This window comes from Nostoc sp. DSM 114167 (assembly GCF_052692655.1).
In genome coordinates this window covers 1,507,229-1,520,351 of the sequence record NZ_CP195116.1, presented here as the reverse complement: position 1 = coordinate 1,520,351, position 13,123 = coordinate 1,507,229, and the positions used below count along the sequence as shown (strand labels likewise).

Here is a 13,123-nt window from a genome sequence, read left to right as displayed (position 1 = left end):
CCTCACTTTTAACTCCTAACTCATAACTTATATAACTACTGCCTTTGAAAACGCAGTGCATCAATTGATTGAGCTGTAAGAAAGATGCCAAAAAAAATGTAACTGGCGAATAAAATTAAAGCGCTAGTATCAAAAATGCCTTGGATTAATGTGTTGTAATGTTTCAGCAACGATAGATAACCTAAAGCTTCACCGACGGGGCCAGGGACAATTTTGGCGATTAAATCAATCAATAACAATAATAAGATGACTGCAAAGGTAAGAACAGCAGATAAAATTGTGCTGTCTGTTAATGAGGAAATAAACATTCCTACAGATAAAATTGCTGCTGCTAATAAGATTAATCCAATATGACCCAGTAAGGGAATTGAGGGCGTCATTGGTGGATTTGAGCCGCTGATGGCGATCGCTTCCAACACTAGCATGGGTACAACCATTGTGATAAAAAATGTGATTACACCTAATAATTTACCTACAGCTACCGCCCAATTAGTGATTGGTGAGGTGGCTAATAGTTCTAAAGTGCCCCGCTTCCGTTCTTCGGCATAAAGTCCCATTGAAAGTATGGGCAGGATAAATAACAATAGCCATCCCATGCGATCTAAAAATGCTCGGACAAATTCGTAGGGGACATCTATTGGTGGTGTTGGCACTCCCAGCTGTTGCCCTTGTGCATCTATTGCCGCGACTCCTACTAAAATGCCATCTGGCCCTAGCAAAATCATCACGAAGAATAACCCGGCGATGAACCAAAATATGCCTGCGATCGCATAAGCCAAAGGTGATACAAAATAACTCTGTAACTCTCGGCGATAAATGGCAATAATATTACTCAGCACTATACCCATTTACGCTGCTCCTTCTTTGTCTGCTGCTAAGTCTACCTCAGGATCGAAATTTTTTTCTTCTGTGGTTAGTTGCAAGAATACGTCTTCTAAGGTGGCGTTAACCCGCCGCAGTTCATGTAAACCAAATCCCGCACGCACTAATGTTGTGGCAATATCGCGTCCTGGTTCTTTTCCTGGTTGCGATATCACCCGCAAGTAAGCGCGATTTGCCTGCGGTTGATAACCTCCGGCTATAGGAATTGATTCAACCAAACTCACACCCGCAACTTTTTGCAATACCTGTTTCGCTAAGGCGGCTTCTCCTTCTATTTCCAACTCATACCCAGAACCACCTGTCAACTGAGTCATCAGGTTTTCTGGTGTATTAGTTGCCACCACTTTACCGCGATTGATGATGGCGACGCGGCTACAAGTCATACTCACTTCTGGCAAAATATGCGTGGAAAGAATAATTGTGTGAGTACCAGCGAGGCTTTTGATTAAGTTCCGCACCTCAATTATTTGTCGGGGATCGAGTCCAACGGTGGGTTCATCCAAAATGATTGCTGGGGGATCGTGAACGATCGCTTGAGCAATTCCGACCCGTTGGCGGTATCCTTTAGAGAGTTTGCGAATAATTACTCGCCGCTTATCTTCCAAGTTGCAGCGTTCGATGGCGGCTGTCACCTTGTTGGGGCGATCGCCTGCTGGAACTCCCTTAATTCGGGCGACAAAATGCAAAAATCCCTCCACCGTCATGTCTGGATATAATGGCGGTGTTTCCGGTAAATAACCAATGCGTTGGCGCACAGCCAAAGAATTCTCATGGACATCATAACCAGCAATTCGAGCATTTCCATTGGTTGCCGGTAAATAACCAGCCAGAATCCGCATGGTTGTGGTTTTTCCAGCGCCATTGGGGCCCAACAACCCTAAAATCTCCCCAGGTTCGACGCTAAAGGTGACATCAGTAATTGCTGGGGTAGAGCCGTATATTTTACTCAGATGTTCAACTTCAATCATCCGTATAGTGGCGATCGCAAATTTATAGAATACCCAATAATCTTAGATCGCAATATTGAGTATGGGGGACTGACACAAAGATTAGCTGACAATGGGTAAAGTTCCTGAAAAACGTCTTTAGGTACTTCCAAATAAAAAACATCCCAAATTTTCTTGTGGTATGGGTGTCCTCACCCGCTTTCAAGGGTAGGTTTTTAGAAAAGGGTAGATGATAGGATAAAACATCGTGGCACAAAGCGGGTCATGAACGAGTATTCAGGTTTGAACAGTTGGATAGCGATCGTTAACCAAAAGCTACCACACCTAAGTCGGCCACAAGCGAAAGTTTTGGCAATGTGGAGTTTTGGTATAGGAATGATGCAATCAACGGGTCTAACAACAGTAGCAGTGTTTTTAGCACAACTACTAAGTGAAAAAGAAAATACAGTCCGGCAGAGATTGCGAGAATGGTATCGAGATGCGGACGATAAAAAAGGTACTCAACGACAAGAAATAGATGTGAGCAAGTGCTTTGCACCATTACTAGGCTGGGTAGTTGATAAGTGGTATTCACAAGAGTCACAACTAGCCTTGGGGATGGATGCAACTACGTTAGGTAGTAGATTCACGGTCTTAGCAATTAGTGTACTGATTCGTGGCTGCGCTGTGCCAGTGGCATGGAAAGTAGTTACAGCTAACAAACCAGGAGCTTGGAAACCTTATTGGTTAGAACTTTTTGATCGCTTAAAACATAGCGTTCCACCAGATATGACAGTAATTGTTACCGCTGACAGGGGATTATACGCTGAATGGCTGTATCACAAAATAGTTGAATTGGGTTGGCATCCTTTTTTACGTATAAATCTTGGTGGGCAATTTCGCCTGTTAGATTCTCATGATTGGATTACTTTGACTGATACTGTTCCATTTGTGGGTAGCCATTGGTGTGGTGTTGTTCAATGCTTTAAAACCAATCCTCTAACTTGTACTCTTTTAGCTCGTTGGGACAAAGGTTACACCGACCCCTGGCTGATTTTGACTGATTTTCTACCACAGACAGCATCTACCACCTGGTATGGAATGCGCTCTTGGATTGAATGCGGTTTCAAGGATACTAAACGTGGTGGCCTACACTGGCATTTTACCAAAATCACTGACCCCAAACGTGCCGAGCGACATTGGTTAGCGTTCGCCCTTGGCGTTGGCGCAGCCATCGCTCTCGCTACTTTCTGGCTGGTCAGTGTTGGCAGTGAGGCTGATGCTACACCTCCTAATAGTAATTATGATGACTTGCCACCAGATCACATAGCACGTACTCAACCACCAGCTAAAAAACCAACACGTTTTTTAAGTTGTTTTCGACGCGGTTTTATTCAGATTATTGTTGCCTTGTTACTCGGTCAACCTTTGCCTATTGGTTGCTTCTTCCCTGAATCGTGGAGAAGTCCCACAGCTTTCTCATCTGCTTAAACAAAAAACCTGCCCTTGAAAGGTCCTCACCCGTCCCCTATAAGATGCCATTGGTGTCAAATTAAGCCATCAGCCCCTAATAAGCCATTCTCATACTCTGCATAGAAACGAGATAAACAAGAGAATAATGGAAAATCGAGCTTTTTTAGATTTGTGTGTACACCATAGCCAATCTGTACTAGGAGCAGTGTCAAGTTAATTAAGCAAGAGTATCTTGAAAGAAACTATTTCTCATTTCTCTTTTGAACAATAACTCGGATTAGCCGTTATTGCCGAAGATATTGAAACACCACAACAAATTTTATGGTTACAGGAACTTAGATGCGAATTTGGTCAAGGTTATCTGTTCTCTAAACCTCTAAAATATGAGACAGCACAAATACTTCTAGCAACTCAAACTATGTATTTATCTTCTGGTGAATTCGGCAAACGATCGGCTAATTAAAAAAGTAGTTGGACGATCTAAATAGGTTATCTCACAACTACAATCAAGATTTTCTGTTTCTCTCTATCTTGAACCAGATATTATTCGATAATTTTTGTTATAAGTTAGCTAGTATTTGTATTTATTATTTTAAATTAGCTAAATAATGTTATTTATCTTGATGGGTCGAGCTAATTGTTTACTCCACATATCAGATAACTAAAACATTGACCTCTGGCAAAAGAGACTTTTATAACTCAGCAAAAATCTATCTGTAGATAACTTACTAAAAATCAAAAACTAGCTTAGGGTATGTACAGTCTCAGCAATGAGTATTAGTTTTTCCCAAAACTTTTCATGCCCCATATTGATTATCCTCAGTTACTGCGTTATGTCCTTGTTGTATTAATTGTCGCACTAGCATTAGTGCTAATGTTAATGCTAGACCCTTGGTTAAGTATGAGTGGAACTTTTTTTCTACTATTTTTTAGCGCTGTAATGTTGAGTGCTTGGTATGGTGGTTTGAAGTCAGGGTTGTTAGCAACTTCATTATCTGCATTACTGAGCAATTATTTCTTTCTCCCTCCAGCTTATGAACTGAGTTTTGATTTATCTAATTCTGTGCAAATTGGGTTATTTGCATTGCAAGGATTGCTCTTTAGTATTTTATGTGAAGCATTAAAAACTGCTAAAACAAGGGCAGATGAAAATCTCCAAAAGCTGAGAGTTAGTGAAGAAAGATTTCGATTAGCGTTAAGCAGTTCAGATATCGTGGTCTTTCAGCAAGACCGCGATTTGCGATATCAGTGGATTCATAATCCTCAAAGTCCAGAAACTGTTGAGGAAATGTTAGGTAAGTCTGATGATGAATTATTTACCGCCTCAGTAGCAGCGCAATTGCAGGCAATTAAGCTAAAGGTAATAAAAACTGGTGTTGCAACCCGCCAAGAGGTTTATTTGACAATTGGTCAAGAAAATCGTTACTACGATTTGCTAGTTGAACCGCTAAGGGATGCAGACAATAACATTTTAGGTATCACCTGTGCAGGTGTGAATATTACTGAGCGCAAGCAGGCAGAACTAGAAAAAGCCAGGTTGCACCAGGAACTTCAACAAGCTATTGGGCAAAAAGATGAATCTCTGGCTTTACTCAATGCTTGGCTTACTAGTTCACCAGTAGCCCTGGCTTTTCTCGATCCTGAACTGCGCTATATTTATGCGAATGAAACGCTAGCTGCGATTAACGGTGTACCGCAAACTCAACATATTGGTCGCACCTTTAAAGAAGTACTACCAGAATGGGCGGCGCAAATTGAGCCTGTTTTTCAGCAAGTGATGAAAACTAGGCAGCCCTTACTCAACCAAGAAGTGAGCGGTGAAACCTATCCGCCTGGGGTATATCGTTATGGTCTTGTTAGCTATTATCCGGTGTGTTTGCCGAATGGACAGTTGTTGGGAGTGGGCATTAGCTCAATTGATATTACTCAACTCAAACAAACTGAACAAGCATTACGAGAAAGCGAAGCTAAGTTTCGCAGTGTGGTTGATTCAAACATGATTGGTATCGGCTTCTGGGATCGAGACGGCAGGATTACAGATGCTAACGATGCCTTGCTGAATATGGTCGGTTATACCCGTGAAGAATTACTTTCTGGAACACTTCGCTGGCAAGACCTAACTCCTACAGAGTACGTGCCACTCGATCGAGAAGCAATAACTCAATTACAAGACAGTTTCTTTTGTACACCATATCAAAAAGAATATATCCGTAAAGACGGCTCACGCTTCCCGATTTTGATCGGTGGTAGCCACTTTGAAGGGACTGTAGATCGAGGAGCTTTTTTTGTCCTCGATATTACAGAGCGCAACCAGGCTGAGGAAAGACTACGCTATATTGCCCAAATTAGTAGTGTACTCTCTACTTCGTTAGATTATGAACAAACCTTACAACAGATCGCCAAAATTTCAGTTCCCCAGCTAGCTGATTGGTGTAGCGTCGATATTTTAAATGAAGATGGTTCCATTCGCCGCCTACCCATTGCCCATGCAGACCCATCGAAAGCGGAGTTGGCGCGTAAACTTCAAGAGTATGTGACAGATTACAAGAGTGCAAGTGCAATTACAAGAGTACTGCAAACTGGACAAAGTGAATTGATCTCAGAGGTATCTGACTCGCTATTAGTCGCAACTACTCAGAATCAGGAACACTTAGAACTTGTTCGGCAATTGGGGATGAAGTCTGTAATGATTGTGCCATTAATCGCAAAAGGGCGCATACTCGGCTGTATTACCTTTGTCAGCACTCAATCAGACCGTCGCTACGATCGCACTGACCTAACTTTAGCAACAGATATTACTCATCGTGCTGCCTTAGCAGTGGAAAATGCCCAACTTTATCGAGACATCCACCAAGCTTTAGTCCATTATGCTGAATCTCTATCTCTTCTAGATGCGCTGCTAGAAGCAGCTCCTATTGCTGTATGCTTTTTGGATCGAGAACTGCGATATATCCGCATTAATCAAGTTTTCGCTGACATTAACGGTTTAGATATAGAAGAACATCTAGGACGCAAATTTAAAGAAGTCTTGCCAGCAATGGCGGCTGAGTTAGAGCCACAATTACAGCAGGTGTTAGATACTGGAGAACCCCTGCTGAATATGGAAATCAGCGGTGAGACAAGAAAACAACCAAGACGTTACGGTTACTGGCTGGGCAACTATTACCCAGTTAATAACGCAATGGGTGAAACAATAGGAATTGGGATTATTTTGGCAGATGTGACCGCAGCAAAGCAAACAGAAGTTGCTTTGCGAGAAAGTGAAGAAAGGTTTCGGGCAATGTTCAATCAGGCAACTGTCGGTATTACTCTAGTAGCGTTGGATGGACGATTTCTGCAAATTAATCCTGCCCTATGCGAAATTACTGGATATAGCCATGAAGAGTTAATGCAAATGAACTTCCAGGAAATTACCCACCCTGACGATTTAGAAGTTGATTTGGAAAATGCTCGGCGAGTTTTAGCAAAAGAAATTAGTGGATATTCCTTAGAGAAGCGCTACATCCGCAAAGATGGTTCTATTGTTTGGGTAAATCTAACTTCATCAGCGGTTTGGAATGCGAAGGGACAACCAATGTATGCATTAGGGATTATTGAAGATATTAGCCATCGCAAACGAGTTGAAGCCACACAAAACTTTTTAGTCGAAGCCAGTACCTTACTAGCTGCCTCATTGGATTATGAAATAACTTTAGAAAATGTAGCTAATCTAGCAGTTCCAACTTTAGCCGATTTGTGCATTGTAGATGTCTTCCAGGAAGATTGGTCAAGTAAACAAATTGCGATCGCAATTGCCGATTCCACAAAACTGAATATTTTAGACGAAATCCGACGGCGTTATCGACCTAAAACCAAAGCCAAAGAGCTGGTACGGCAGCTACGCTTAGGAATATCTGTCTTTTATCCCGAATTATCTGACTCACATCTTTTACAGATGTCTGAAGACGACGAACATCTGCAATTGCTGCAAAGTTTGGATATTCGTTCTCTAATGGTGATTCCAGTTCGTTCTCGCGGGCAATTATTTGGAGCAATCTCTTTTTTTACCGCCGAATCTGGTCGGTACTATCAACAAACAGACTTGGCTTTAGCAGAAGATATTGCTCGGCGGGCAGCGACAGCCATCGACAACGCCAGACTCTACCAGGAAACTGAACGGTCTGTCAATCGCACAGTACTTTTACAAAGAATAACTGCTGCCTTCTCGGAAGCCTTAACTCCCCAACAAGTAGCTAATGTAGTGGTGAACCAAGGCATTGCCGCCTTGGAAGCTACTGGTGGTTCCGTTGTCTTACTGACTGAGGGAAATACTACCCTAAATGTTGTGCAAGCAATTGGCTATCCGCAAACGCTCATCAATACTTTGACAACTTTTCCGATCGCAGCACCTAACCAAATAGCAGAAACAGTCAGAACTGGGCAGCCGATTTTTTTAGAAAATTTAGCAGCCATGATTGCTAGATATCCTGAGTTAGCAGATGTTGTGACTGTTATGGGGAATAATGCCTGGGCTTCCATTCCCTTGGTAGTAGAAGGTAAAGTAATTGGCGCACTGGGATTAAGCTTTACGACTGGACAAATATTTAATGAAGAAGACCGGGGATTTATGTTGACACTGGGACAGCAGTGTGCTCAGGCGATCGCCCGCGCTCAACTTTACGAAGCTGAAAAGACTGCTAGGGCCCAAGCCGAGACAGCCAACCGAATTAAAGATGAATTTCTCGCTGTCCTTTCCCACGAACTCCGAACTCCCTTGAATCCAATTTTAGGATGGGCAAAGTTACTCAGAACCCGCAAGTTCGACGAAGCTACTAAAATCCGAGCATTGGAAACAATCGAGCGGAATGCCAGGTTACAAACCGAATTGATTGGAGATTTACTTGATGTTTCGCGGATTTTGCAAGGTAAGGTTAGGTTAAATCTCCATGCAGTGGATTTGAAAATAGCGATCGCAGCTGCATTAGAAACAGTGCGTTTAGCAGCAGAAGCTAAATCGATTCAAATTCAAACGGTGTTAAGTAATGATATCGGCAAAGTTCTTGGCGATGGCGATCGCTTGCAACAAGTGATGTGGAATCTCCTCTCCAATGCTGTTAAATTCACACCCACGAATGGACTTGTACAAGTGCGTCTCGAGCAAGTTGGTTTAGATGCCCAAATCCAGGTAATTGATACAGGTAAAGGAATTAACCCAGAATTTTTGCCCTACGTCTTTGATTACTTCCGGCAAGCAGATGCTAAGACAACCAGAGTATTTGGCGGATTGGGATTGGGGCTGGCAATTGTGCGTCATTTGGTAGAACTTCACGGTGGCACAGTTCAGGCAGAGAGTCCGGGAGAAGGACAAGGTGCTACCTTCACAGTTAAACTACCTTTGCTGAAAAATTCTGAGTTGCGAGTTAGCAGTGGTGAGGCTTCTCAAGCAGAACTCAGTACTGAAGAGACATTACTGGCTGGAGTCCAAATCCTGCTTGTGGACGATCAAGCCGATGTGCGAGAGTTTTTTAGCTTTGCGCTGGAACAATATGGCGCGACGGTAACGGCAGTTGAATCAGCAGATGAAGCGCTACAAACATTAATGCAATCAAACCCAGATATCCTCTTAAGCGATATTGGCATGCCCTTCATGGATGGGTATATGTTGCTACGTGAAGTGAGAAAATTACCACCAGAGCAAGGCGGACAAATTCCGGCGATCGCTTTGACTGCTTATGCAGGAGAAATTAACTACAACCAAGCAATGGCAGCAGGATTTCAAAAACATCTACCTAAACCCGTCGATCCAGCGGATTTAGCCGCAGCGATCGTTAGTCTCATTGGGCACACTTCACCTTCTGAGTAAATAAACTCTTTAATTTCTCTTCTTTCTTTTACAAATCAAATTAAATATATATTTTTTATTTTTATTTAGAAATTTGCCGTTTGCAAATTGATGTTATAAATTAGCGTGAGTTCGATGAACCTCTCCCTCCCAGCCTCCCTTTCCGAAACGGAAAGGGAGGAGAAAGAAAAATTAAGCTTTTTGCTCCCCTCTCCGCATCGGAGAGGGGCTGGGGGAGAGGTCAAATAAGACTTGTCAAACTCACGTTAAATTAATGCTCAGGTTTTAATCAGAGATTTATTTACCAATGAAAACCCAACAGTTCAGTTCAACAACCCTAGAAAATAGACCTCCCAAGACGAAAAAACAGTCTTTTCCTGGTAAGAGTATTGGTACTCCCAAAGTACCATTTCGTAAATCCCATAAAATAGTCCAACAACATGAGTTACTTAGTGACTGGGAACACGCAAGTTAATTTAGTAACCTACTATGGCTACGATCTAAACTGATGTAAGTAAGTCGGTAAGAAGAAATCAAACTAGATTAAGTAATGTAAAAAATATTGAGATTAGTTTGTAGTGAGGACTTTAGTCCTCTTTTGAGGGCTGAAAGCCTCTCTGCGAGATGCTTCGCGAACACTACAAACCTTGAATTATTCACGCCGCTTTACTTACTACTCTCGGTATCCAGTCAGACATTAACTGATACCAATTTTCTCTGAAGTTGCACTTAATAACGAAGTGATGATATAATCCCATCCACAAATAGAAGCGTAGTTTACCGCCGTAGGTCTTACCCTGAGCCTGTCGTACTCCTTCGGAGAAGCAAGCTACGCGGAGCGTCTCGTAGAGAAGGGCATCGCTTCTGCTGAGATGGAACCCTTGAACCTGTTTTAACTTCCGTCTTAATTCATCTTTAGGCCCCTCGTTTACTCACCATCAAATTTTCTTAACACCTTGGTATCAAGAAATGGAAAAGTATTTAGTCACCAAAGAAGAGATTGAATCTTATGAAGGACTAGAAAAAACACATTTTCTCAACTCTAATGCTCGCAGACTAAATAAGTCTTTAGGGGATTTGACAGGTTTAAAAAATATTGGTTTCCACATCATTGAGGTAGAGCCTGGACGTGAATCAACGGAGCTTCACATGCACTATCACGAAGAAGAGTGCGTATACATTCTTGAGGGAGAAGCCGAAGCAACAATTGGAGAAAGCGTTTATCCAGTTAAAGCAGGAGATTTTATTGGATATCGCGCTGGTGGTAAGCCGCACAACCTGAAAAACACGGGCAATTCTATATTCAAATGTATAGTAGTTGGTCAAAGGCTAGAGCATGATATCGGTGATTATCCAAATTTGCACAAGCGTATATATAGGAGCAAAGGTTTAAAGTGGAATCTGGTGGATATGGAAAATATAGCTGAACCAGTAGCAGGTAAGAAGGCATAATAGGTAGAATGCATTTCCTCATGATTTCTTTGGCTCTATTGCCATGAGCCAACAATCTGAGTATTCTCTTTCATGCAATTCATGTGCCGGCAATAGCTTTACTTTCACAAAACCACATTTTTCATAACAGCGAATAGCACGGTAATTGTTAACGTGCGGATCTATAACAATTTTCTGAGCTTGACACTGTTCAAAAAGATAGTTGATAAATACTGACAGCATTTTTGTACCAATTCCCTTGTTCCAATAGCCGGTTTCGCCGATGAATAAGTCAATCGCATAGACGCGATCGGTTTGGTCGAGATGATACAATTGTCTATCTGTTTCCGATAAGTCATTGAGCGTACAATACTGCAAATAACCAATGGGAATATTTTGATAGTAGAGGAGGCAAGGAATAATCGGCTCATCTCCTCTAACCATCGGTTTGTAAGTTTCTATAATTCTTTCTAAAGGGAAAGGATTATCTCTTCCTTCATAAAATTCTAAAACTTTTGCATTAGTTAACCATTTTGCCATCAACTCATAATCATACATTTCATCTTGCATGAGACGAATAGATATTTCGTCTTTTATAATCAGCATATCTTGTATAGATAGAATATTTTTTATAGCAGCTATTAATATAAGTTGTTAAAAATATCTATATTCTGACATAATTTGTGGAAAAAAGAGGAATTTTATCTCTATTTTTTAAGAATAAAATTCCCCTTAAACCCTTATAAGACCCTTGAGATTAGATAGTTATCCACAGGTGAGATTTACTTAGTTCCCACCAGATACAACAGCTTTATTATGTATCGCAGTGTCTTCAGGCTTTCTCTGCCATTTACCATCATTGCCTGGTTCGTATTCATTTTTTACACTATTCCAAGCAATATCGCGCGCACCCTCTTCACTCGAACCATCACTTTCAGCAGCATTAAATGCCGCAAGAAAAATCTGTTGTGCGTGTTCAGGCAGTTGTCCCTTGATGTCTTCCGCTAATTCATCTATTTTGTTATAAGGCATGAACTCACTCCGAATTATCTTAACTTGAGTCCATGCTAAAGAACTGGTAATCTAATTTCCTCCTTCTCTAAGTAGAGACTAAATAATCATACTTTTGGCTGAGTCAAACAATTTTTAAATCAGCGATGCAATGATATTAATACTCATAGCTAAAATGGTGGTATTGAAAAAAAATGATAATATGCCATGTAACAGAGTCAAGCGTCTCATATAGGGTGATGTTGTCTGCACATCTGAAACTTGACTGGTCATGCCGACAACAAATGAATAATATAAAAATTCCCAGTAGTCTGGATAGTCGTTATGAGGAAAATCTAAACCTCTAGTGATTTCTTCACTATGATTACGATTAATATATTTATAATAACTGTGCGCATATTGCACTGCAAACATCGTATGCACTAATAACCAGGAACCGACAATGGTCATAATTGAAAGTACAACGTGTAGGGTAAGCTGAATTATTGACAATCCTTTTTTATCAAGTAAAAACCCAATAGCTAAAACACTGGCACAAGCCGCAGCAATTACCAGCATAAATATAGCCAAATGTCCTTCGTATTCACTCTCGGCATAACGGCGAATTTTTTCTGGGTTAGCCTTGGTCATTTTCCACCACGTTATCGCTAAGAAAAAGTCAATACCGGAGTTCCAAGCGCAGAGAATGCGAGTAGGTAAGTGCAGAGAAGGCGGCAGGATGACTGAAACTAATACAGCAAATCCGACAGCAACAATTAGTCGGGGTCGAGAGTCAAAGTTTTTAAATAAATTAAATTTCACAAATTTAGCGATCGCAGAGTTTAACTAATTCGTAATTCATAATTTTTGGTGAAACACTACACCACATTCCACAATCTTCATTCCAGATTTTACAATAGTCTAAATCCACATAAGTAGATGGACAAAAATATTTACAACCATTGCAAACTCTGTGAATCACCCAATACTCTGGGAATGTCTCACTCGCAATGACATGGTGTAATTAATTTTGTCCAACTACTTCTTTATCTTCCTAGTCTTTAATCTCCAGCTTTTAGTTCAATTAAAAATTATTGGAACTTGGCTCTAATCGTCTCTATGCGTTTACGATTAACACCCAAATCGCTTTGACCTAAACGTGAAGCTGAACGTACATGGATAACATTGGTAGTCCGGTCTAGATAGAATTCTACATCATCCACAAATCCCAGTAAAGCACTTTTAAATTCTGCATATAAATAATCATTACTGAAAGTAATGATTTTGGTTCTTGGTAAAGACTCAATAATCTGTTTAAGATTAGTAATCGCTTGTTCTGGAGTAGATGTAAAAGTCAGTGGTGCAATTTGATGAGATGCATCTGTACTCTGACTAGAAACGCAATTGGGAGAATTAGGGCAAGATGCTAATTTACCGTTGCTAATACCTAAATTATTTGGTCGTTTGCCAGCAAAAACCATAATTATGTCTCCGGGTGAGTGATTAACAATTCAAAATTCAAAATTCAAAATTCAAAATTAAAGACATTTCAAATGGGGATTTAAACCCCGACTGAAACTGCTGCTACATATAGATGTAG

The 13,123-nt window shown here is 41.0% G+C and carries 10 protein-coding genes and 1 pseudogene; 5 read left to right on the top strand and 6 right to left on the bottom strand.

What is annotated here, in order from left to right:
* Positions 1–35: 35 nt before the first annotated feature.
* Together NSTC731_RS06415 and NSTC731_RS06410 are read right to left on the bottom strand one after the other, a co-directional pair.
* A complete protein-coding gene (locus tag NSTC731_RS06415; protein WP_445630075.1) occupies positions 36–848 on the bottom strand; it encodes an ABC transporter permease in 813 nt (270 codons plus the stop codon).
* A complete protein-coding gene (locus NSTC731_RS06410) occupies positions 849–1,850 on the bottom strand; it encodes an ABC transporter ATP-binding protein (RefSeq protein WP_445630074.1) in 1,002 nt (333 codons plus the stop codon).
* Between the two features lie 243 nt (positions 1,851–2,093).
* Here NSTC731_RS06410 and NSTC731_RS06405 point away from each other — a divergent pair, with 243 nt between their 5' ends.
* The 5 genes and pseudogenes from NSTC731_RS06405 to NSTC731_RS06385 all read left to right on the top strand — a co-directional run bounded on the left by NSTC731_RS06405 (position 2,094) and on the right by NSTC731_RS06385 (position 10,554).
* The gene (locus NSTC731_RS06405) at positions 2,094–3,299 is read left to right on the top strand and encodes a transposase (protein WP_445630073.1); all 1,206 of its coding nucleotides are present in this window, start codon (positions 2,094–2,096) and stop codon (positions 3,297–3,299) included.
* Between the two features lie 265 nt (positions 3,300–3,564).
* Positions 3,565–3,744, top strand: a pseudogene (locus NSTC731_RS06400) (EAL domain-containing protein); the annotation flags it as partial.
* 336 nt (positions 3,745–4,080) lie between these two features.
* Positions 4,081–9,123: a PAS domain S-box protein gene (locus tag NSTC731_RS06395; protein ID WP_445630072.1), complete on the top strand. Its 5,043-nt coding sequence runs from the start codon at positions 4,081–4,083 to the stop codon at positions 9,121–9,123.
* A 286-nt stretch (positions 9,124–9,409) separates the two neighbouring features.
* Positions 9,410–9,577, top strand: coding sequence for a hypothetical protein (locus tag NSTC731_RS06390; protein WP_445630071.1), 168 nt, complete (start codon positions 9,410–9,412; stop codon positions 9,575–9,577).
* Positions 9,578–10,071: 494 nt separating this feature from the next.
* Positions 10,072–10,554 (top strand): cupin domain-containing protein, encoded by a 483-nt coding sequence (locus NSTC731_RS06385; protein WP_445630070.1) that lies wholly within the window; start codon positions 10,072–10,074, stop codon positions 10,552–10,554.
* 18 nt (positions 10,555–10,572) lie between these two features.
* Here NSTC731_RS06385 and NSTC731_RS06380 read toward each other — a convergent pair whose 3' ends face one another.
* The 4 genes from NSTC731_RS06380 to NSTC731_RS06365 all read right to left on the bottom strand — a co-directional run bounded on the left by NSTC731_RS06380 (position 10,573) and on the right by NSTC731_RS06365 (position 13,004).
* A complete protein-coding gene (locus NSTC731_RS06380; protein WP_445630069.1) occupies positions 10,573–11,139 on the bottom strand; it encodes a GNAT family N-acetyltransferase in 567 nt (188 codons plus the stop codon).
* Positions 11,140–11,319: 180 nt separating this feature from the next.
* Positions 11,320–11,565 carry a ChaB family protein gene (locus NSTC731_RS06375; protein ID WP_445630068.1) on the bottom strand — a complete coding sequence of 82 codons (246 nt, stop codon included), beginning with the start codon at positions 11,563–11,565 and terminating at the stop codon, positions 11,320–11,322.
* Between the two features lie 114 nt (positions 11,566–11,679).
* Positions 11,680–12,345 carry a DUF1345 domain-containing protein gene (locus NSTC731_RS06370; protein ID WP_445630067.1) on the bottom strand — a complete coding sequence of 222 codons (666 nt, stop codon included), beginning with the start codon at positions 12,343–12,345 and terminating at the stop codon, positions 11,680–11,682.
* 269 nt (positions 12,346–12,614) lie between these two features.
* Entirely contained in the window at positions 12,615–13,004 is a 390-nt protein-coding gene (locus NSTC731_RS06365; RefSeq protein WP_445630066.1) for a DUF1499 domain-containing protein, read from the bottom strand.
* Positions 13,005–13,123: the final 119 nt, after the last annotated feature.

Excerpts from the sequence above, each read along its gene's own strand:
- NSTC731_RS06375 (WP_445630068.1), bottom strand. The coding sequence starts at position 11,565 with ATGCCTTATAACAAAATAGATGAATTAGCGGAAGACATCAAGGGACAA.
- NSTC731_RS06405 (WP_445630073.1), top strand. The coding sequence starts at position 2,094 with ATGAACGAGTATTCAGGTTTGAACAGTTGGATAGCGATCGTTAACCAA.
- NSTC731_RS06365 (WP_445630066.1), bottom strand. The coding sequence starts at position 13,004 with ATGGTTTTTGCTGGCAAACGACCAAATAATTTAGGTATTAGCAACGGT.
- NSTC731_RS06415 (WP_445630075.1), bottom strand. The coding sequence starts at position 848 with ATGGGTATAGTGCTGAGTAATATTATTGCCATTTATCGCCGAGAGTTA.
- NSTC731_RS06380 (WP_445630069.1), bottom strand. The coding sequence starts at position 11,139 with ATGCTGATTATAAAAGACGAAATATCTATTCGTCTCATGCAAGATGAA.
- NSTC731_RS06385 (WP_445630070.1), top strand. The coding sequence starts at position 10,072 with ATGGAAAAGTATTTAGTCACCAAAGAAGAGATTGAATCTTATGAAGGA.
- NSTC731_RS06390 (WP_445630071.1), top strand. The coding sequence starts at position 9,410 with ATGAAAACCCAACAGTTCAGTTCAACAACCCTAGAAAATAGACCTCCC.
- NSTC731_RS06395 (WP_445630072.1), top strand. The coding sequence starts at position 4,081 with ATGCCCCATATTGATTATCCTCAGTTACTGCGTTATGTCCTTGTTGTA.
- NSTC731_RS06410 (WP_445630074.1), bottom strand. The coding sequence starts at position 1,850 with ATGATTGAAGTTGAACATCTGAGTAAAATATACGGCTCTACCCCAGCA.